Consider the following 21117-nt stretch of genomic DNA (forward strand, 5'->3'; position numbering starts at 1 on the left):
GCAAAAAACCTCCGACATGGCGGAGGGCTTTGCCTGACACTCAACTAATTTATGCTTTTTCTACATTAAAATACTTAGCTTGCGGATGGCTGAATACCATAGCTGATACGGATGCTTCAGGTTCCATCATGAAACCTTCCGTCAATTCCACACCGATATCCTCAGGCTGTAGCAACTTGAACAGCGGTCCTTGGTCTTCCAAATCCGGACAAGCCGGATATCCAAAGGATACCCTGATCCCTTGGTAACGTGCACCATGACGTTGCTTCATCGTCATCTGGGCAGAATCCGGGAATCCCCAGATATCTCTCATCATATGATGCACACGCTCAGCTAATCCCTCTGCTACCTCGAGTGCTACGGATTGCAGAGCATGCGAGCGAAGATAATCTCCTTGATCTTTCCACGCCGTGGAGAGTTCACGTACACCGTGTCCAGCAGTAACAACCATGAAACCAACGTAATCCATCTGACCGGATTCAACAGGCTTGAGGAAGTCGGACAGGCACAGGAACGGCTCGACTTTTTGACGTGGGAACGTAAAAGTATGCAAGATATTGCTGGTATCCTTTGGATCATAGATGATGATGCTGTTACCGCTGGACAGAGCCGGGAAGAAACGATACATGGCATGCGCCTGAATAATCCCGTCACGAACAGCCTCTTGCATAATATCATCCACAACGGCTTTCAGGTCGGTAGCTTTCTTATCGCCTGAAGCAAGCAGTTGTTCTACTGAACCGCGTAACCCCAGATGATGACCAAGTAACATCTGCATGTTCACGTAAGGTAGAATATGTGATAACGGATAGTTGCGCATCGTATGCCGCTCCAGATCAGGCGGTACAAGAACCGGATGATCTACAGCGATATCCGAACGCTCCACTCGTGTGAGTTCTGGAAGTTCCTGAACAGCTACAGCACCTGAACCATCCGCTTCCTTCTCCGCTTCCATCTCCAGTTGCATCGCTTCACGAGTAACGGGATTCATCAATTTGTTCGCCAGATCCAGACCATCCATCGCGTCTTTCGCATATACAACCATTCCGTTATATTCAGGACGGATACGATTCTTGGTGAATTTACGTGTTAGCGCCGCTCCGCCAACCATAATAGGCACATCAATACCTGCTGTTCGCAAATCCTGAGCAGTAAGAATCATCTGCTGCGCTGATTTTACCAATAGCCCCGAGAGACCGATCGCATCGACTTTTTCTTCGCGGTACGCCTCAATGATACGTTCTGGTGGTACTTTTATACCCAAATTAATGATCCGGTAACCGTTATTGGACAGGATGATCTCTACCAGGTTCTTCCCGATGTCATGAACATCGCCCTTAACCGTGGCCAGAATAATCTTGCCTTTAACTGAAGTTTCGTTCTTCTCCATGAATTGCTCCAGATATGCTACAGAAGCCTTCATAACCTCCGCACTCTGCAACACCTCAGCCACAATCAACTCATTGTTGTTAAAGAGACGACCTACTTCCTCCATCCCACGCATCAGTGGACCGTTAATCACTTGAAGTGCTGTGTATTTGGCAAGTGCCTGTTCGAGATCTGGCAACAATCCTTCTTTGCTTCCTTCCACAACATATGAAGCGAGGCGCTCTTCTAATGAAAGGTTTGAGATTTTTTCCTTCTTCTCCACCTTCTTGTTACGGAACGCCGCTACAAACGCCGCCAGTGTATCATCATTGGTGTTATATAAAAGCTCTTCCGAGAGCCTGCGTTCTTCTTCAGGAATGGACGCATAACGCTCCAGTTTCTCTGTGTTCACGATGGCATAGTCGAGACCTGCTTTGGTACACTCATACAAAAACACTGAGTTCAGCACTTCACGTCCCGCTTCAGGCAATCCAAATGAAATGTTACTGATCCCGAGAATCGTATGACATTCAGGCATCGCTTCCTTGATCACTCTTATACCTTCAATGGTTTCTTTGGCTGAACCGATGTACTGTTCATCTCCCGTACCTACCGGGAACACCAATGTATCAAAAATGAGGTCTTCGGGTTTGAGTCCATATTTGTTCACCAGCAGATCATAAGAGCGCTTGGCTACATCAAGCTTGTCTTCCCGACTAATCGCCTGACCCCGTTCATCAATTGTTCCGACAACAACCGCACCACCGTATTTATGAAGCAATGGCGTGATCAGCTCAAATTTCTCCTCGCCATCCTCAAGGTTAATGGAGTTAATTATCGCTTTACCTTGTGAGTACTGGAGAGCCAGATCAATTACGGAAGCATCTGTCGTATCAATCATGAGAGGAACCTTTACTTTTTTCACAACCAGTTCAAGGAACTTCACCATATCTTCAGACTCTTCACGGTCCGGGTCTTGTACACACACATCGACAATATGGGCTCCATTTTTCACTTGAGCACGGGCAATTTCCGAAGCTTCTTCATATTTGCCTTCCACGATGAGTCGTTTGAATTTCCGTGATCCCAGCACATTCGTACGTTCACCAACCATGTATGGACGATTTTCCTGTTCGATATAGATTGGTTCTATACCAGACAATGCCGGTGGATGTGTTCCGTTCATTTCTCTTGGGGGGTACTGGGCAAGTGTATCGCGCATAGCCCGAATATGTGCAGGGGTTGTCCCGCAACATCCACCAGCAATATTCAACCAGCCCTGTTCGGCAAAAGCACCAATTTTCTGAGCAAGCGAGTCTGGTGACTCATGGTAGTTACCGTTCTCATCAGGAAGACCCGCGTTCGGGTAACAACTAACGGCAACCGATGCCATTCCGGATAACGAACGAATGTGATCACGCATGAACTCCGGACCCGTGGCGCAGTTTAGTCCAACCGAAATTGGGTTAAGGTGTTCTAAGGATATATAAAAGGATTCGATGTTCTGACCCGCTAGGGTTGTTCCCATCGGTTCTATCGTTCCTGATATCATAAGGGGCAATGTAACGCCACTCTGTTCGAAGGCCTTTTGAATTCCAATACTGCCTGCTTTTACATTGAGGGTATCCTGTGAAGTTTCGAGCAGTAGCGCATCAACGCCTCCCTCTATTAAAGCAAGCGCTTGCTCCAAATAACTGTCGATAAGTTCCTGGAACGTTACTCCCCCAGTTACAGACAGTGTTTTGGTTGTTGGTCCCATCGCACCTACCACATAACGTGGAGATTCCGGTGTAGAGAAACGATCAACCGCAGCTTTCGCAATTCTGGCTGCTTCCAGGTTGATCTCGCGTGCCCGATCCTGAATATCGTATTCAGCAAGCACGACCGATGTCGCACCAAATGTATTGGTTTCAATCAAATCGGCGCCAGCCTCCAGATATTCTTCATGAATGCGCTGGATCAGCTCTGGACGAGTAAGCACTAACATTTCATTACATCCATCCAAATCTTCGCCGCCAAAATCTTCGCCAGTCAGATCAACTTGTTGAATCATGGTCCCCATTGCACCGTCGAGGATTAATATTCGTTGTTTTAATGCATCGTGTAGACTAAGCTTATCCAATATCTTCACCCCCGCAAAACGTTAAATCTTAGTTTAACAGAAACTAACTTAATGTGAAAGATCGGGTTTGTTCCCGAAAGATGGCGGGTTTGCACGAATATGAACGGAATTTGAGAATCGACAAAAACAGAGCAATCCGATATAATTCAATTAAACCAAGTGGAAAAGAGGGAAAGAACATGGCTGAAATTGTTATCCGAAATACGAACGAACGCATCACTGGTGACGAAAATGTTCGAAATTTCTTGAACAAATACGAAGTATTATATGAGAAGTGGGATGCATCCAAACTGAACACTGATCTGCAAAATAACTTTGGATTAACGGATGAACAGAAAACCGAGGTTTTGGAAACCTACGATTATGAAATCAGAGATTTGGCTGCACGTCGAGGATACCAGATCTGGGATGTTATTACGCTGTCCGAACAAACACCAGATATTGAAGAAAAGCTGGCCAAGTTCGAAGAGATCCACACCCACGCTGAAGATGAGATCCGTGCAATTGTCGCTGGTAAAGGAATCTTTGTTATCAAAGCTACAGATGATGTTGGCTACTTTAATGTAGAACTGTCTCCTGGAGACGTCATCTCCGTACCGGAGAACACACCGCACTTCTTCACCTTAATGGAAAACAAACAAATTATCGCTGTACGTCTGTTCATCGAAAAAGATGGCTGGATTGCAGATCCATACCCTGATCCTACATTTATCAAACAAGCCTAACACTCTCGTGTGACGACTTGCTTAACCAAAACCCCTGTTCAAATGAACAGGGGTTTTCGCATATTCATATGGGGAGTATTATACAACAACGGCGCACTATATAAAATAATGCGGGTATTTCGCTTTTATCGATTCCTGTTCAATCACAACCAGTCTGAGATGAGCTTCCATCACTTGAACCGCTTGATCCGTCTTCCGCTCTGTAATTAGTCGATAAATCTCTTTGTGTTGCGAGATAATAACCTCCAGGTTGGAGTCCTCCGCCAGACGTAATAACCGTAACCGATTAAACGGGATATTCAATTGTTGCAACATTTTCCATGTTCGTAGCTTACCCGTGCCCTGGAACAAAATCTGATGAAACTCTTCATCCAGTTCAAAAAGACGATAGAAATTGTTTTTTCCTATACAAACTTCCTGCATTGCAATGTTGGTTTCAAGTCGAAATCTGTACTCTTCAGGAAAAGAAGCACACGCCAACGTCACGATTTCCTTCTCCATCTTCTCCCGCATAAACCTGCCTTCTTCCACATGCTCCAGATTAATATGAGAGACGATCGTTCCACTTTGTGGAATAATGTCCAGCAGTTCTTCTTCAGCAAGCTTCATGAATGCTTCTCGCACAGGAGTTCTGCTCACCTGCAGTTCGTCTGCAATCTCTTTCTCCGAAATCTTGGTGCCCGGCTTAAGTTCCAGATGGAGAATTCGTTCTTTTAACAGATTATATGAATATGCTCGGGTCGAGCCTCTAATTTTTTGATTAAGTGACATGCCTAGACCTCTTTCTATCAGCCGTATTCATCCATTTTAGCACAAATTACCGTTCCACTTATATATCGGTGTGAAACGGTAATCTGGCCAACCTTAACTATGTTATTGCTTGTTTTCTTTATAGGCTTTGTACGTGTCATTTGCCAGCTTCAGATAATTGGATAGCCCTTGACTGTCCAGCTCTTTGGCAAACGTATCGAATTCCGACAAGTCCCGCTCACCCAAAATAAATTTAAGTGTATTTTGGTCAGAATAATCTTTCAGTGGTGTACTCAGAAGTGTCACCCGTTCGCGGTCCTCGGAAGAGTATGGAATCGGTGGTTCTGCCGGAATCACTTCTTTGGTATCCTTCATGTCTTGCTGGAACTTCAGCTCTTCTTCACTAAACATCGATTGCAGCAGATCTGTTGTACCCCCGTAGGCAAATACACCACCAGAGAAGCCAAAGTCAATACGCAGATCTTTCGTACCTTTTGGATTCAAACCATTATAATTCACGTCTTCTACCAATTTACGTGTTCCGCCCTCTTTGGTAAATGTTTCGCCTTCAACGCCCCATTTGGCAAACTCTTGACCTTCATCACTGTAGTATAACCAATCAATAAATTGCATAATGGCTTTGAAGTTTTCGCTTTTTTGAATTTTTCCGGAGATCATGACACCGTTTTCAAGTCTGGAACCAGACATTAATTGCCCTTTTGGTCCACCAGGTACTGTAATCTTTGCAACAGAGTATTTACCTTCTCCCAGCGTTTTGTTCATATCATTACGGTGCAGCACCACCGTTTGTGAATTACCGTTAATCATAAAAGATTTGCCGGATACAAATTTTTGTACTGCCTGATCATCATCCTGTGTAAAACTCTCTTTGTCCAGCAATCCTTCAGATACCAACTTGTTAAAGTACGTCAGCAGCTCTTTGTATTCTGGTGTTGTAGCCGTGTATACGAATTCATCCTGCTCTTCCTTATACGTCAATCCATTTCCAAAGCCCCATCCAGCCTTGGTACCAAAGCCGGTAGCAGCGATGTTCAATGTACTATTGAATTGGAAGCGATCCGAAAATGGAATGGAATCCGGGTAGATCTCTTTCAGCTTTTTGGCTGCATCATACAATTCGTCCCATGTGGTCGGAATCGCAATGTTATTTTCTTCAAAGACATCCGTTCTTACGAGTAATGTGTAATCTGGCCATACTTCTTCATGCAGACCCGGAAGTACATAGTATTTTCCATCTTCCTGTCGAAGTCCTTCAAGTTCATCTTCCAGACCCCATTTTTCCACTTTATCTTTAAAGTTTGGCATCAGATCAATGTAATCGCTAATCGGCAAGATCGCTCCAGAGGACACAAATGCAGACTCTTCACCAGGGTACGTTTTAGGAATTACCAGTGGTGCATCGCCTGAACTGATTAAAAGGGATCTCTTCTGAGAGTAGTCACTCATGGGAACAATCGTTGGCTCGAGCGTAACACCCGTCAGTTCGGTAATTTTATCAAAAAGTAACCAGTCTTTTTTATATGGATAAGTAGGTTGATCACTGTATAGTATGGATAGATTAAATGGCTCAGTCGCCTTGAAAGTATCCCCTACATTGTACGTTTCCATCGCTGCCTTGGTTTGAACTTCTGTGACGTCACCTCCAGCTCCAGTACCGCTGCTACATGCTGCCAAAACAACGCTCATCATTGTTGCCAACACCATTTTACCAACAAACTTACGTGGCTTTTGATTCATTTAGGTTTTCCCCCTGAATGTGGTTTAGGTTTTCATGTGAATCACTTTAGCTGCTGTTTGTTACTGTTTAACAGACCCTAACATGATACCGGTTACAAAGTATCTTTGGACAAAAGGATAGATGGTGAGTATCGGCAAGATGGTTAATACCATCGTTACTGACTTAATATTGGCAGCAATCTGTGTCAGGTTATCAGCTGAGGTTGCACCGGCAGTCGCCCCGCTTGTTGCTCCTGCAATCATATTGCGCAAATAGATGGTGACCGGGAACAGTTCTTTTTTGTCCAAATACAGAAAGGCTGGGAACCAGGAATTCCAATGTCCTACTGCATAGAATAGCACCATGGTTGCCATAACTGCCTTACTAAGTGGCAAAATAATGCGTAACAAGATTCCGTAGGTGTTCAAACCGTCAATGGAGGCAGCTTCCTCCAGTTCTTCAGGCATATTCTCAAAAAATGACTTCATGATCAGCATGTTGTATATGCTAATTGCACCAGGAACAACAAGAGCCCACATGGTGTTGTTGAATCCAAGGGAATTAATCAACACATAGTTTGGAATCAATCCACCACTGAAGAACATTGTGAACACGGCGAACATGGTCAAAAACTTGCGACCCATCAACCTTTTTTTGGACAGGGCATATGCGAAAATGGTCGTCATGAACATGGAGATTAATGTACCTACCACAGTGTAGATAATCGTATTTTTATAATTCGTCCAAAACATGCTGTCACGCGAGATGGTCTTATACGTCTCCACATTGAATCCTCTTGGGAACAGACTAACCTTACCCGAATTAATATAGGACTCACTACTAAAGGATTGTGCCACGACATTTAAGAATGGATAAAGTGTTATAAATACCACAAATAGCAGAAAGATGACATTGAATACTTTAAAAACCTTGTAAGATCTGGATTCCTGCATGATGCTCCTCCTTTACCATAAGCTTCTTTGTGTCAGTCTGCGTGAGATGGCATTAACGGAGAACACCAGAATCAGACCGATCAGCGATTCGAACAAGCCAATTGCGGTAGCATAACTGAAGTTACTGGATTCCAGTCCAACCCGATACAGGTAAGTGGAGATCACATCAGATGTCTCGTAAATCAGCGGATTGTACAAGAGTAAGATTTTTTCAAATCCAACAGCCAGGAAATTACCCATGTTTAGAATCAATAACGTCACAATCGTGGGCAAGATCCCTGGTATCGTTACATGAATCGTTTGCTGCCATCGATTGGCACCATCAATACGCGCAGCTTCATATAAAGAATCATCAATGGTTGTCAGTGCAGCCAGATACAGAATTGCTCCCCAACCCATACCCTGCCATACCTCAGAAGTGATATAGATTGTTCTGAACCACTCAGCCCGCTGCATAAAAGGAATATTGTCTCCGGTGAAGAAAGCCACCAGTCCATTAATGGAACCATTCACTGCTGTCAGCTGCAGAATCATACCCGCAACGATAACGATGGACAGAAAGTGAGGCAGATAAGAGGCGGTTTGTACAAACTTTTTAAAACGTTTACTCTTCACTTCGTTGAGCATCAAGGCAAAAATGATTGGAACAGGGAATGTAAAGAGCAACGCAAGTCCACCCAACATCAGCGTATTACCAAATACTCTCCAGAAGGTAGGGTCCTCAATGAACATTTTGAAATATCTTAATCCAACCCACGTTTCTCCAAATATACTTCCCCCGGGAACAAAACGTCTGAACGCAATCACATTACCGATCATCGGCCCATATTTAAAAATAAGGAGATAAATGATGGGAAGGATTAATAGTGAATACAACTGCCAGTCTTTGCGAAACAAGGTTGCTGCCGTTCGTAATCTGCTTTCTTTACGTAAAGATGTCATGGTTAACGTTGTTTTAGCGGTTTCCGACTCCATGTGTTTTCACTCCGATCCAAGACTTGATAGGTAAAGACTATTTCATGGGCAACTCCCATCACTTCTTCTTTTGTAGAAGACAACTCCCCCTTCAACTTCACCCCCACTACAAAATAGATAATAGCTAGATGTAAGCGATATCATTTTGATGTTTTATGTAAGAATCACACAATCCAAAGTACTTCACATCATTAATTAGCACTTGATAATTGGTGTGATCTCCAAATCGAAAGAAGGTTTCTATACCATATAAAGCGCTTACAATAAAACGAAAATAATTAGCAACAACTCCTGCTTCCATTCCAATGAATTCAGTCAAAAGAAATTGCTTAGGACAATCTAAATACTAGTCATACTAGTATGTTAGTTATATTCTAATCCAGCTTCCCCCTAATTTCAATAACTTTTAGCAAATAAAATGGAAATTTCATTTAACAAGGGAATTAGTCAATATGTTAAAATAAAAAAACATTGGTAACTTCAAGAACGACATCATCGTTCATTGAAGCTTCCAATGCTTCAGGGTACTGAGGAAAGATGTTATAGCTGATCTGCTCAGAACTTAGCAATAAGCTGATCTAATTCCGATAAATGCGTTATTTCATGGTCAGGCGCATATGTTTCATTGTTGGTCTTATGCTCACGGTTAATCCATACGGATTGGATGCCAGATGATAGAGCACCACGAATATCAGTCGTTAACTTGTCCCCAACCATCATGCTCTCTTCGGGTTTAACACCCAGTTTACTCAAAGCATGTTCAAATATTGACGGATCTGGTTTTCCTTTTCCGAAGTTGCCCGAGATAATAATCTCGTCAAAGAAAGGAGTTAATTCCGGTACACCATCCAACTTCTCTTGTTGCAAAGCAGGACAACCATTCGTTAACAGCAACAGTTTGTACTTTCCTTGTAACTGACGCAAGGTATCCATCGTTTCTTCGTATACATGAGGTCTGGATCTCCGTTCTACTCCAAACTGCGCAGCCAGTTGTTCAGCAAGATCTTCCCGATCTATACCCAACTTCAACAAGCCACGACGCCAGGATTCTTTACGGTAAACTGGAGCAAGTTGTTCCAACTGTCGGAACTCAGGTTGATCCCCACCAGTAAAGTTAGCCCATAGGCCTTCAAACGGATTGATTCCAATCATCTTGGTAAAAGGAAAGGTTTCATAAGATTCATACAGTCCACGTGCCTCATTACGAACAGCTTCTTCAAGGTCTTCTGGTTTAACACCTGTCTCTTTAGCCGCAATGAGACAAGTCTCATGAAAAGCTTCTCGAACACTACGCTCATCCCACAATAAAGTATCATCTAGGTCGAACAAAATCGCTTTTAACGCCATTCCGATCATCTACCCCTTTATGCAATAATTACTTTTCTACGGTTTCCACGGTGATTTGGTGTGCTTTTGCAAACTTCAGCAATCGTTCTGCAATTGCGTCTGTATCGTAACGGTTCAATAACTTGGTGAACACCCATCTTTTCCCGCGACTGTTATGTTCAATAACAACTGTACCGGGTTCAATTCTGAATTTGATAATATCGTCAACACCGATTGAACGTTCACGATTACCTTTCGTCGTTATAATCCGATTACTGCTAATCTTGATATATGGACGACGAAGCATAAAGATGACTGCCAAAAATACGTAAAGCAGCATCGTCACCCAGTCCCAGGTTGTCATCGGAGCTTGCACAAGGAACGTGCTCATAAACAGGTACAAAAAAGCGAGACCGATCAGAAATATAGGGAACAAAAGGCTGCGTCCCTTAAAGACTTCTTCACCAGGTGTACCTGTGATTGGTTGACCATTTTTTTTGCGTTGCTGATTTAACTGCTTGGAATTTTTCTTAACCGTTCTCTCGAACGAACGCGACATGAGAATCCCCCTTATGTGTCTTTGTATCGGCTTACATAACTGTAAACCAACATTTCCCCCTATAAATTGCACACTCAAAATAACAGGAAGAAACCTAAATATCATAATGATATCATTAGGTTTCGTTAGTGTTTGAGTTTGCCTTGGTGGCCTTTGTCATTCTCATCATCAACAATCTCAATGGTATCCAGTTGTTGTCTGAAATTACTGCGAATATTGCTCAAATAAATCTCTCTTAGCTCGGCACGTTCAGCAAGTTCTTCCTCCGACAATCCAGTGGACTTTTGCTTACGAGCCAATTCGTTAATGCGTGCTACCAGACTATCTATATCCAAGCTTGTCCCCTCCAAAAATACAAAGTCATATTAACTTTGCCATGATAAAGGCAGCTTGTCAAGCTGACACGCGCTAACACTCATTGATGTGCATTTTATTCTGCAAATTGCGGTAGAGCTAGTACTTGACCCGCTTGGATTGAAGTCGTATGAAGTTGATTCACTTTCTTAATTGCTTCTATATAAATACGTGTATCCATATTCGTCGGTTTATGTTCCAAAGAAATACTCCATAAGGTTTCCCCTTGTGAGACGGCTATCTTCCCTCCAGGCAGAACATTATTCTCATTGCCAGCAAATACAGTTAAAACAGTGCTGCATCCAATAAATATAATCAAAGAGGTAATGGCTAGCTTTAACATCCATGAAGAAATCTTGAAACGCGCTAAAATCTTCTTGTAGTTCCCTATGTTGGACTTCACCAGCTCCGAATTCACCGGTTCATAAATGCTTTGATAAGTAGAATATCTCATTAAATACCCGCCTCCAAACGTTTGTTCCTATCTGTTGAAATCAATATAACACGAACACTTGTTTTGTTCAATAGATTTTTAGAACAATTGTTCGCTTTTTTTGAAGGAGAAATATCTTTATATGAAGTTCTTTTGTAAAGCATTTGCACATTTGCAGTATTACGCTTTGGATTTTGGACAAATTCTGTTCTAAAAGTTTAAAAACACTGATTTTATGCCATTTTATTTAGAACTTATGTTTGTACGAACGGAGGTTCTATGTTATAATTTTCCCAAACGTTACTAAAATGGGGTTGATACGGTATGTCGAAGATATCCAGCAGGCAGCAGGCAATTCTGGAGTTTATACGAAATGAAGTCCGGTTGAAGGGGTATCCTCCTTCCGTACGGGAAATTGGTGAAGCTGTTGGACTTGCTTCCAGCTCAACAGTACATGGACATTTGGATCGTTTGGAGAAAAAAGGTTTGATCCGACGCGACCCTACCAAGCCAAGAGCCATTGAGCTTTTGAGCCAGGAAGAATCTGAGCATTCTCATCAATTTGCTCATAGCGTTGCACGTATTCCTGTCGTTGGTAAGGTTACAGCCGGGGTTCCGATCACTGCAACCGAGAACATTGAAGATTACTTCCCTCTTCCTACACATTATGTAGGTGAACAGAAAGTGTTTATGCTTTCGGTAGTCGGAGATAGTATGGTGGAAGCTGGAATCGTTAACGGAGATTACGTTATTGTCCGTCAACAGCAAACTGCTGATAACGGTGATATCGTCGTTGCAATGACTGAAGACGATGAAGCTACAGTGAAAACGTTCTATAAAGAGAAAGATCATATTCGCCTTCAACCGGAGAATGCGACCTTCGAACCTTTACGTTTGAAACACGTTAGTATTCTGGGTAAAGTCATTGGCCTTTTCCGAGATATTCATTAATATTTAACATGAGTAACAAAACTAGATGTAACGAAATACGAAAGAGGTTGTCCTGATCAACAGGACAACCTCTTTTTTTTCATGTTTATGTTGTTTTATCGGTTAATTATTCACTGCGTTTCAGAACACTCTTGTGATGCGAGAACACATCAAAGCTCTGTTGCCCGTGATATGAGCCCATACCACTCTCTCCTACACCACCAAACGGGAGATAATGTGATGTCATATGAGAAAGTGTGTCATTAATACATCCCCCACCGAAGGATACTTGATTCAGAATCTGATCCTGCAGTTGCTCATTCTGTGTGAAGAGATAAAGCGCCAATGGTTTTGGCCGGCGAACAATCTCATCCAGCATGGGATTCAGATCACTGTACGTAAATACAGGAAGAATCGGACCGAAGATCTCTTCTTGCATGACAGGTGATTCCCAGTTTACATCCCCAAGTACAGTCGGCTCAATCAGCAACTGCTCCCGCACAGAACGTCCACCTATCAGCGTTTGGCCATCTGTGAGGAATTTCGACAACCGATCAAAGTTACGTGTGTTGACAATATGCGGGAAATCAGCATTTTGTAACACATCATCTCCAAATTTATCTTTGATCTCTGCGCCAATCAGATCAATCAATTCATCATGAACTTGTTCATGCACAAGCAAGTAATCCGGAGCAACGCAAGTTTGCCCTGCATTCAGAAACTTACCACGAACAATACGCTGAGCCACCAGCTTCAAATCTGCATCACGATGGACAATAGCAGGACTTTTACCGCCCAATTCAAGAGTTACAGGAGTCAGATGCTCCGCAGCTGCCTTCATAACAATGCGACCAACACCTGTGCTTCCTGTGAAGAAAATATAATCAAACTTCTCTTTCAACAATGCGGTGCTGACTTCAACTTCCCCTTCCATAACGGCAATATACTCCTGGGGGAAGATCTCCTGAACCAGATCATATGTCAGACGAGATACGGCTGGTGTTAATTCAGAAGGCTTGATAACTGCACAGTTACCGGCTGCAATTGCTCCAATCAGTGGACCAAAGGCCAGTTGGAAAGGGTAATTCCAAGGTGCAATAATAAGCGCCACTCCGTATGGTTCCGGATAAATGGTGCTCACTCCATCCGGCATAGCCGAATTGGTTGGGACTTGTTTTGGTGCAGACCATTCCTGCAAATGTTCTAATGCAAAATCCAGTTCGCCTAAAACAATGCGAATCTCTGAACCGTAAGCTTCCGCCTCAGATTTGTTCAGATCTGCCCGAAGTGCATCTTTAATCCGCTGCTGATACTTTTCAATTCCTTTTCTTAGCTGTTGAAGCGCATTAATTCGATACTCGATATTTTTAGTTTTCCCTGTATAAAAAAATGTACGTTGTTCTGTCACCAGTTGTTTTGCCTGATCCATATCAACATCTCCAATTAATTATTTAAAATTAAATTGTTAAAAATTTAATTTTAGTATACCTCTTCTATATGAAACTATCAACATACGTTTGAAACATTGATCTTCATTTAATAAGAAAGATTATTGGAATTTTGAAAGAGTTAATGTTAGTGTTTCCTTCTATTTCGCGGCTATAAAAATGTCTAAGGAAGCTTGATTTAGATCTTTTGTTTCCGACAGTTAGATGCACTTTAGAAAAATTCTAATTTGAGTTTATTTTTGATAGGTTACTAGACAAATGATGAAAATGATTTTGCGTTATTACTAATATGAAGTGTTACAGTTCATGGAGAGTTTAGTTACCATTCAAAAAAAATTCTGTTTCATTAATGAAAAGAGAGTTTTATGATTCTACGGTAATCGAATGTATTTTGTTAAGTATATGTAAACCTTGGTTACAGATAAACACAAAAATGCTATGGGAGCTGATGAAGAATAATCCAGGAGATATTTGGGAGATTCTGGGGGTATATTACTTTTAGTTGATTTCATCTGCTCTCATCCACAAAATAAAAGAAGTCACATTTGGCTCCTATTTTTGTATCCTAAATTCAAATATCTCACGAAAACATCTCTTTCCCATGATCTTAATGGAAACTATTCAATAAGCTTCTACTGATACACCTTAGTCAATAATATGTTCCCGATCACATAGGACACGCCAGACGAAAATACGGACTTGGGTTAAGGCCGTTGCGAAGAAATCCCTTATCTATGGATAATATCTTATATGTGTAATTCATCTCATCACCAAATCTACCAATTCGAAAAAAGGATTTCATTTCCTGAACATAATTACTTATAAACTTAAAATCCCATAATAATACTTTTCAATCCAACATATTACAACAGAATATTTTACAAATATAGCTTATATATGTTATATTTATCCATGGTTGGCCGACCTATTATACAAAAAGCTCTTCGATATTTTCAAATTCAATTAACAACAGAAAACATAATCTTACTTTATTGGTTCTAGTATATTTAGGAGGTTTGTATATGAAAAAATTAAAAAAATTCTCTATTTCTGTTATGGCAACGGCTTGTTTATTGGCATTTGGTTCAAGTTCTGCGTTAGCTAAAACGGGTTGGGCTGATACCTTTGAAACAGCTGAAGTGATGTATTCAAGTATTAATCAATCTTCCGGATTTAGTGCAACACAATATTTAGATAGCATGAGCGACAACGATTTTTACGTAGTCGACAATACAAACGGTTCATCGGAAATCACATATTCTGTCATAGCCACTCCACCTGCTAACTTCGACATTATTATGGGTGTTATTAAAATGAATGCAAGCGGTGCGATCCTGTCCATTCAAATGGACAACTGGAATGGCCGGGGATATCCTGAGGCAATTAGTTGGAATGCTAAACCTGGGGAGAAGGTTTACTTCAGAATTATGGATAACGGCATTAACAACTACAACGAACCGTATACAATTCAATTCACAAAAACAAGCTAATTATATTATACTAGATGTTCAAATGGGTCCCCCTGAACTGTGACCCCATTAGTAGATCCTTTTAGTAAGGTTTCCTATTCATTAAGCAGCAATGAGATGACTTCTGTATTCATCAGGAGTCATCTTTTTCAATGTCCATTGAATCCGTTTGGTATTGTAATGAGTGATGTATTCGTTGACACGAACTCGTAGCTCCTCTAGGGATGAGCAATCCTTGAACTCTAATTCATCCTTCATATGTCCAAAAAATGTCTCCATTGAAGCATTATTCCGACAGTTTCCTTTTGGTGACATCGATTTTTTGAACCCAGTTGTAGCAATCATGGAACGAACTTCAGGATGTGTGTAATGGAAACCTTTATCCGAGTGAAAGATTGTCTCCGGATGTACTTCCCCATCTAAACAGTTAAGCAGTCGCTTCAGTGTTTGTTGAACAAGAGACAATTCCAAAGGAGAGGACAGGTAGTGGGCTAAAATTTTTTTGTTGAATCATCTTTTACACAGAACAAAACCCTACGCTCTTCCAGCAGCCCAGCTTCACCTGAGGAAGTATATGTTTTCCGCCAACAGTTCAACGTTAAATCCTGCCTGTACGAAGATTTCCATCGGTGTATGCCCCGCCTGATTAGTCTGTACAGCCGCAATCTAAAAGGTAGGGGAATCCGTGATAGTCTTCTCTGATACACGAAGAATTGATGGATTCTACTCCAGTACCTTGAACTCAATCTCCGTAAAATACCGTCTGCTTTTCCCCACAATCTACATCCCCACAGACTTTTATAATCTGATTAGAACATAAAAGACCCGTAAGAGGGCACTTTTTTCAAAGTGTCCATCTTACGGGTCACAGTTCATTGGCGCTGATACTTCTTAAACTCAAATAAAAGAGCAATTTTGTCTAGTTGTGTATATCAATGCAGCGATTCTCCATCTCTCAGTCGCCGTGCCATATCTACAGCAAAATAAGTCATAATGCCATCGCATCCGGCACGTTTAAACGCCAATAATGATTCTTCAATTACTACATTGGCGTCAAGCCAGCCATTCTGAATAGCTGCCATTAACATTGAATATTCTCCACTAACCTGGTAAGCAAAAGTGGGAACTTTAAATTCCGATTTCACCCGCTGTATGACATCTAAATAAGGCAGCCCTGGTTTTACCATGACCATGTCCGCGCCCTCAGCCAAATCAAGCGCTACCTCTCGAAGGGCTTCATCGCTATTGGCAAAATCCATTTGATAGCTTTTTTTATCCCCTGACAGTACATTCCCCAGAGCTTGACGGAAAGGACCGTAGAAGCCGGATGCATATTTCACCGCATACGATAAAATTCTTGTATTGAACAGTTCCTTTTCCTCCAATGCATTCCGTATAGCACCTATACGCCCATCCATCATGTCGGATGGAGCTACAACATCAAACCCAGCTTCCGCAAGAATGATGGCTTGCTCAGATAATTTACTTACACTTTCATCGTTTACGATATAGCCGTTACGTAAAATCCCATCTTGCCCATGAGTGGTGTAAGGGTCTAATGCAACATCACCGATTAATCCCAGTTCCGGGAATGCCTGCTTAAGCTGGCGGGCTGCCCGACAAATCAAATTATCCGGATTTGTCGCCTCACTCCCATCAGCATCTTTTTTTCCTGACTCGATAACAGGAAATAACGCAACTGCTGGAATTCCCAATTCTACGGCCTGTCCTACATGCTCAGTAAGACGATCTAGTCCGACTCGCCACTGCCCCGGCATTGAAACAATTTCTTCTGGCTCTCCCGATTGTTCCCGAACAAAAACAGGCCAAATGAAATCATTAGCCGACAACCGATTTTCGGCTACCAATCTGCGACTCCAATCGTTGTTTCGATTTCTTCTCATCCGAATTGACGGAAAACTCCCCATCGATATCTCCCCTACTCTAAATGCTCTCTGAGCTACTTATTATTCTGCCATGCTTGCTTGAGTTTAATAGTTAAACTTACTAGTTCTTCATCACTTATATCTTCACCACTTTACGTTTTACCATAAGAGTCAGAAAATTCTTATTATTTTCCATAATTATTCCTCTCCTAAGTTATCTTTTTCCTATTGGTTTCACTATTACTCAATCATATACCGACATTGAAACAAAAACTCGATTTTCGGCTGGAATTAACTTTTTCCTGTCGATATAATACCTTTGATTACTGCCTTGAACCCTAACAGACGTAACTATCCTCATTAAGGTATAAGGTATACTACTTTACAAATATAAAATCCACTAAAATTAGCGACTTCAATGGGCCCATGTTCTTGTCCCTCGACATTTATTGTTGTCGTGGTTGTTTATTGTCAGTTTTCAAGGTCATTTATTTAAAACTGAAGTTAGCAGATCGTACATATAAGAATCTCTCGCCGTTTGAGTTAGAGACCATAGACAGTAGATTAATTAACTTGAGATCACATTTGTTGGAAAGATATCATCTGGACCCTTGATATGGCTGTGTGCAAATTACATCCGATGTGTATGCTCATATTTCTAAAAAGCTAGAAAAGAGAAACATTGACAAATATGAAGAGTACACTTCCCGTATTTTTGGATCAGAGAATCAAAAACCGGGGGACGTTTGGGGGACGCAACCTCAATAGAAGTGCAATCTCCTCAAAACGTCCCCCGGCTAGATACTTCAAAACCCCGTAGTTACAAGGTTTTTTCTATTAGTACAACGTGATATATTGATCGCGTTCCCATTGGTGGACTTGTGTTCTATACATATCCCACTCAATTTCTTTCAGCTCATAGAAGTGAGCCAAGGCGTGGTCGCCGAGCGCATCACAGATGACTTCGCTGCGGATCAATTCGTTCAATGCTTCTTTCAGGTCAGCTGGCAAGCTTGGAATGCCTTCTTCCACACGCTCTTCTTCTGACATGATGTAGATGTTACGGTCAATTGGAGCTGGTAAGGAAAGCTCACGTTTGATTCCGTCCAAACCTGCTTTCAACAAAACAGCCAAAGCCAGGTAAGGGTTAGCAGCCGGATCCGGGTTACGAACTTCAACACGTGTGCTCAGACCACGGGAAGCTGGAATACGGATCATTGGGCTACGGTTACTAGCAGACCATGCTACATAACAAGGAGCTTCATAACCTGGTACCAGACGTTTGTATGAGTTCACAGTTGGGTTAGTAATTGCTGCAAACGCACGCGCATGCTTCAGAGTTCCAGCCATGAAGTGACGAGCAGTTTTGCTCAGACCCAACTCGTCCGACTCATCAACGAATGCGTTCTCATTGCCTTTGAACAAGGATTGGTTACAGTGCATACCGGATCCGTTCATACCAAACAGCGGTTTCGGCATGAATGTAGCATGTAAACCATGCTGACGTGCAATCGTTTTAACAACGAGTTTGAACGTTTGGATCTGGTCAGCTGCTTTCAGAGCATCAGCATATTTAAAGTCAATCTCATGCTGACCTGGAGCTACCTCATGGTGGGAAGCTTCGATTTCAAAGCCCATTTCTTCAAGTGTGATAACAATGTCACGACGACAGTTTTCACCAAGATCCGTAGGGGCAAGGTCGAAATAACCACCTTGGTCATTCAGTTCGTTAGTTGGGTTCCCTTTTTCGTCTGTTTTAAACAAGAAGAATTCCGGTTCAGGACCAACGTTGAAGGAAGTGAATCCCATATCTTGAGCTTCCTTCAGGTTACGCTTCAAGATGCCACGTGGATCTCCTGGGAATGGATTACCATCTGGAAGATATACGTCGCAAATCAGGCGTGCAACACGATTCTCTGCAACCCATGGGAAAATAAGCCAAGAATCAAGATCTGGATAGAGATACATGTCGGACTCTTCAATACGTACATAACCTTCAATGGAAGATCCATCGAACATCATTTTGTTATCCAGAGCCTTAGTCAACTGGCTCACAGGAATCTCAACGTTTTTGATAGCTCCAAGCAAATCGGTAAATTGCAATCGAATGAATCGTACGTTTTCTTCTTTCGAAATGCGGAGAATGTCTTCTTTTGTATAACTCACTATAACCTCTCCCTTTCTTATCTGCGTATTTGGTTTGCCTGTTATATTTGTACATGAGAAAGTTCCACGGGTCAAGGAGTCTCACACCAAAAGTGCATGTTTTCCCCTCACTCGCCAAGTTATGCGAATTTACTTTTTATTAAAGAATCGGGAAAGCTCTCCCTGAATGAGAGATACTTGTCCAGGTCTCTTACCTGATACAAGCTGCTGCTTCAGCAAGCGGTGCAACTGCGTATCGGACAACTCTCTGCGTTTAACTTCAGTATCTGGCGTGATAACTGTAGCTTCCTCGGATTCTTTCGATACAGGATTCATCACTTGTTTGATCCCCGCGATGTTAACTCCCTTTTCAATCAAAGCCTTGATCTCTAGCAATCTCTCTACGTCATTAAAAGAGAACAAACGTTGATTACCTGACGTTCTCGCAGGAACGATCAAGCTGTGCTGCTCATAATAACGAATCTGACGTGCAGACAGATCCGTAAGTTTCATTACAATACCAATCGGGAATAAGGCCATATTTCTGCGAATTTCATCACCCATGTTCATCAACCTTCCAGTCATCTATTCTTCACCCTATTGTACATTTAGTTGTTACCAAGTGTCAATGACGTGTTAGATAAACTCACAATAATTTACGATCTTTCATGGTCTGTAATGCCATCAAAACGCCATATTTGACATGAGAGTACGTTAATCCGCCTTGCATATACCCGATATACGGCTCCCGAATAGGCGCGTCGGCTGATAATTCCAGACTTCCACCCTGAATGAACGTACCTGCCGCCATAATGACAGGATGTTCATAACCAGGCATATCCCACGGTTCAGGAACCACATGACTATCTACAGCTGCTGCACGCTGAATCCCCTGCACAAAAGCAATTAAATGCTCAGCGGAGCTGAACTGAACAGCCTGAATCAGATCTGTACGAGCTTCATTCCAGGCGGGTTTGGTTACAAATCCGGATTCAGCAAACATCGCGGCAGCAAATGTACTTCCTTTAATAGCTTGTCCTACAATTGTCGGAGCCATGTAAAGTCCTTGGTAGATGCCACGTGTTGTCCCCAGCATGGCTCCCACTTCTCCCCCGATTCCCGGGGCTGTCAGGCGATAAGCTGCAAGCTGTACGTACTGTTCCTTCCCACATATGTATCCACCGGTTTCCGCAATGCCTCCACCAGGATTCTTGATCAGTGATCCGGCCATCAGATCAACTCCGACTTCTGTCGGTTCACGTTCCTCCGTGAATTCACCGTAACAATTATCCACAAATACGATGACATCTTCCTTCATTGCTTTAACACGTGTAACCATCTCAGCGATCTCAGCAACACAGAAGGATGAGCGCCAGTCATAACCACGTGAACGTTGAATCCCAATGACTTTTGTAGCCGGTGTTATGCTTTTCTCAACTGCTTCCCAGTCCACTCCACCTTCAGCAGTTAAGGCCGTCTCCCGATAGCCGATGCCAAAATCGCGTAAGGAACCTGTGCCATCACCGGGTTTGCCAATCACTTTATGCAATGTGTCATAAGGCTTACCCGTGATGTACAATAATTCGTCACCTGGGCGCAATACTCCAAACAGAGCTGTGCTAATCGTATGTGTACCTGAAGCAAAATGAGGACGTACCAATGCGGCTTCCGCACCGAACACATCAGCATATACTTCATCAAGCACTTCACGCCCACGATCGTTATACGCATAACCTGTTGAACCTGCAAAGTGAAAATCACTTACTTTACGCTGTTGGAAAGCATTAATCACCTTCCATTGATTGTGATCTGTGATTCGATCAATCTGTTGAAGTTGTCCTTCAATCTGACGCTCCACTTGATGTTGAAGTTCAGATATTTCTGAATCAAAACTTACCATCTTACTTCATTCCCCTTCATAGCACGAATCTGACGT

General features: G+C 42.3%; 18 protein-coding genes. 3 read left to right on the plus strand and 15 right to left on the minus strand.

Going from position 1 to position 21117, the window contains the following annotated elements; all coding sequences use genetic code 11:
* Positions 1 to 49: 49 nt before the first annotated feature.
* Positions 50 to 3490, minus strand: coding sequence for a methionine synthase (gene metH / locus ACE3K2_RS13165; protein WP_421890578.1), 3441 nt, complete (start codon positions 3488 to 3490; stop codon positions 50 to 52).
* Between the two features lie 179 nt (positions 3491 to 3669).
* Here metH and ACE3K2_RS13170 point away from each other — a divergent pair, with 179 nt between their 5' ends.
* Positions 3670 to 4215 carry a cupin domain-containing protein gene (locus ACE3K2_RS13170; RefSeq protein WP_047843398.1) on the plus strand — a complete coding sequence of 182 codons (546 nt, stop codon included), beginning with the start codon at positions 3670 to 3672 and terminating at the stop codon, positions 4213 to 4215.
* Positions 4216 to 4311: 96 nt separating this feature from the next.
* Here the strand turns inward: ACE3K2_RS13170 and ACE3K2_RS13175 are convergent, their stop codons facing one another.
* The 8 genes from ACE3K2_RS13175 to ACE3K2_RS13210 form a co-directional block, all read right to left on the minus strand.
* Positions 4312 to 4986 (minus strand): GntR family transcriptional regulator, encoded by a 675-nt coding sequence (locus ACE3K2_RS13175; protein WP_421890581.1) that lies wholly within the window; start codon positions 4984 to 4986, stop codon positions 4312 to 4314.
* A 102-nt stretch (positions 4987 to 5088) separates the two neighbouring features.
* Positions 5089 to 6723, minus strand: coding sequence for an extracellular solute-binding protein (locus ACE3K2_RS13180; RefSeq protein WP_421890584.1), 1635 nt, complete (start codon positions 6721 to 6723; stop codon positions 5089 to 5091).
* A gap of 60 nt (positions 6724 to 6783) precedes the next feature.
* Positions 6784 to 7656: a carbohydrate ABC transporter permease gene (locus ACE3K2_RS13185; RefSeq protein WP_091020710.1), complete on the minus strand. Its 873-nt coding sequence runs from the start codon at positions 7654 to 7656 to the stop codon at positions 6784 to 6786.
* A gap of 12 nt (positions 7657 to 7668) precedes the next feature.
* Entirely contained in the window at positions 7669 to 8598 is a 930-nt protein-coding gene (locus ACE3K2_RS13190; RefSeq protein ID WP_421891226.1) for an ABC transporter permease, read from the minus strand.
* Between the two features lie 588 nt (positions 8599 to 9186).
* Positions 9187 to 9978, minus strand: a complete 792-nt coding sequence (locus ACE3K2_RS13195; RefSeq protein WP_421890589.1) for an HAD family hydrolase — start codon at positions 9976 to 9978, stop codon at positions 9187 to 9189.
* Between the two features lie 28 nt (positions 9979 to 10006).
* Complete coding sequence (locus ACE3K2_RS13200) at positions 10007 to 10516, minus strand: hypothetical protein (protein WP_421890592.1); 510 nt, start codon at positions 10514 to 10516, stop codon at positions 10007 to 10009.
* Between the two features lie 125 nt (positions 10517 to 10641).
* Positions 10642 to 10851: a DUF896 domain-containing protein gene (locus ACE3K2_RS13205; protein WP_017688036.1), complete on the minus strand. Its 210-nt coding sequence runs from the start codon at positions 10849 to 10851 to the stop codon at positions 10642 to 10644.
* A 95-nt stretch (positions 10852 to 10946) separates the two neighbouring features.
* Positions 10947 to 11324: a LysM peptidoglycan-binding domain-containing protein gene (locus tag ACE3K2_RS13210; RefSeq protein WP_421890595.1), complete on the minus strand. Its 378-nt coding sequence runs from the start codon at positions 11322 to 11324 to the stop codon at positions 10947 to 10949.
* Positions 11325 to 11627: 303 nt separating this feature from the next.
* On the opposite strand from ACE3K2_RS13210, the gene lexA reads away from it, so the two are divergent.
* Entirely contained in the window at positions 11628 to 12254 is a 627-nt protein-coding gene (gene lexA, locus ACE3K2_RS13215) for a transcriptional repressor LexA (RefSeq protein ID WP_017688034.1), read from the plus strand.
* Between the two features lie 106 nt (positions 12255 to 12360).
* On the opposite strand, the gene ACE3K2_RS13220 is transcribed toward lexA, so the two are convergent.
* Positions 12361 to 13662 carry an aldehyde dehydrogenase gene (locus ACE3K2_RS13220; protein WP_421890598.1) on the minus strand — a complete coding sequence of 434 codons (1302 nt, stop codon included), beginning with the start codon at positions 13660 to 13662 and terminating at the stop codon, positions 12361 to 12363.
* Between the two features lie 1041 nt (positions 13663 to 14703).
* Between ACE3K2_RS13220 and ACE3K2_RS13225 the strand changes: the two genes are divergently transcribed.
* Positions 14704 to 15171, plus strand: a complete 468-nt coding sequence (locus tag ACE3K2_RS13225) for a hypothetical protein (RefSeq protein ID WP_421890601.1) — start codon at positions 14704 to 14706, stop codon at positions 15169 to 15171.
* Between the two features lie 81 nt (positions 15172 to 15252).
* Here the strand turns inward: ACE3K2_RS13225 and ACE3K2_RS13230 are convergent, their stop codons facing one another.
* The 5 genes from ACE3K2_RS13230 to ACE3K2_RS13250 all read right to left on the minus strand — a co-directional run bounded on the left by ACE3K2_RS13230 (position 15253) and on the right by ACE3K2_RS13250 (position 21081).
* Positions 15253 to 15495, minus strand: coding sequence for an IS3 family transposase (locus tag ACE3K2_RS13230; RefSeq protein ID WP_421890604.1), 243 nt, complete (start codon positions 15493 to 15495; stop codon positions 15253 to 15255).
* Positions 15496 to 16082: 587 nt separating this feature from the next.
* The gene (gene hemB, locus ACE3K2_RS13235) at positions 16083 to 17078 is read right to left on the minus strand and encodes a porphobilinogen synthase (protein ID WP_421890607.1); all 996 of its coding nucleotides are present in this window, start codon (positions 17076 to 17078) and stop codon (positions 16083 to 16085) included.
* 795 nt (positions 17079 to 17873) lie between these two features.
* Positions 17874 to 19202 (minus strand): type I glutamate--ammonia ligase, encoded by a 1329-nt coding sequence (gene glnA, locus ACE3K2_RS13240; protein ID WP_091029299.1) that lies wholly within the window; start codon positions 19200 to 19202, stop codon positions 17874 to 17876.
* Positions 19203 to 19331: 129 nt separating this feature from the next.
* Positions 19332 to 19745: a MerR family transcriptional regulator gene (locus ACE3K2_RS13245; protein ID WP_056689944.1), complete on the minus strand. Its 414-nt coding sequence runs from the start codon at positions 19743 to 19745 to the stop codon at positions 19332 to 19334.
* A gap of 82 nt (positions 19746 to 19827) precedes the next feature.
* Positions 19828 to 21081 carry an aminotransferase class I/II-fold pyridoxal phosphate-dependent enzyme gene (locus ACE3K2_RS13250; protein WP_421890610.1) on the minus strand — a complete coding sequence of 418 codons (1254 nt, stop codon included), beginning with the start codon at positions 21079 to 21081 and terminating at the stop codon, positions 19828 to 19830.
* Between the last annotated feature and the right edge of the window lie 36 nt (positions 21082 to 21117).

It is taken from the genome of Paenibacillus sp. (assembly GCF_048976745.1).
Classification (GTDB): Bacteria; Bacillota; Bacilli; order Paenibacillales; family Paenibacillaceae; genus Paenibacillus.

Bases quoted from the DNA above. Each gene is read 5' to 3' on its own strand.
- ACE3K2_RS13195 (WP_421890589.1), bottom strand. From the start codon at position 9,978: ATGGCGTTAAAAGCGATTTTGTTCGACCTAGATGATACTTTATTGTGG.
- ACE3K2_RS13190 (WP_421891226.1), bottom strand. From the start codon at position 8,598: ATGACATCTTTACGTAAAGAAAGCAGATTACGAACGGCAGCAACCTTG.
- ACE3K2_RS13170 (WP_047843398.1), top strand. From the start codon at position 3,670: ATGGCTGAAATTGTTATCCGAAATACGAACGAACGCATCACTGGTGAC.
- ACE3K2_RS13175 (WP_421890581.1), bottom strand. From the start codon at position 4,986: ATGTCACTTAATCAAAAAATTAGAGGCTCGACCCGAGCATATTCATAT.
- ACE3K2_RS13225 (WP_421890601.1), top strand. From the start codon at position 14,704: ATGAAAAAATTAAAAAAATTCTCTATTTCTGTTATGGCAACGGCTTGT.
- ACE3K2_RS13250 (WP_421890610.1), bottom strand. From the start codon at position 21,081: ATGGTAAGTTTTGATTCAGAAATATCTGAACTTCAACATCAAGTGGAG.
- ACE3K2_RS13185 (WP_091020710.1), bottom strand. From the start codon at position 7,656: ATGCAGGAATCCAGATCTTACAAGGTTTTTAAAGTATTCAATGTCATC.
- lexA (WP_017688034.1), top strand. From the start codon at position 11,628: ATGTCGAAGATATCCAGCAGGCAGCAGGCAATTCTGGAGTTTATACGA.
- ACE3K2_RS13200 (WP_421890592.1), bottom strand. From the start codon at position 10,516: ATGTCGCGTTCGTTCGAGAGAACGGTTAAGAAAAATTCCAAGCAGTTA.
- ACE3K2_RS13245 (WP_056689944.1), bottom strand. From the start codon at position 19,745: ATGGGTGATGAAATTCGCAGAAATATGGCCTTATTCCCGATTGGTATT.
- ACE3K2_RS13210 (WP_421890595.1), bottom strand. From the start codon at position 11,324: ATGAGATATTCTACTTATCAAAGCATTTATGAACCGGTGAATTCGGAG.
- hemB (WP_421890607.1), bottom strand. From the start codon at position 17,078: ATGGGGAGTTTTCCGTCAATTCGGATGAGAAGAAATCGAAACAACGAT.
- ACE3K2_RS13180 (WP_421890584.1), bottom strand. From the start codon at position 6,723: ATGAATCAAAAGCCACGTAAGTTTGTTGGTAAAATGGTGTTGGCAACA.
- ACE3K2_RS13220 (WP_421890598.1), bottom strand. From the start codon at position 13,662: ATGGATCAGGCAAAACAACTGGTGACAGAACAACGTACATTTTTTTAT.
- ACE3K2_RS13230 (WP_421890604.1), bottom strand. From the start codon at position 15,495: ATGATTGCTACAACTGGGTTCAAAAAATCGATGTCACCAAAAGGAAAC.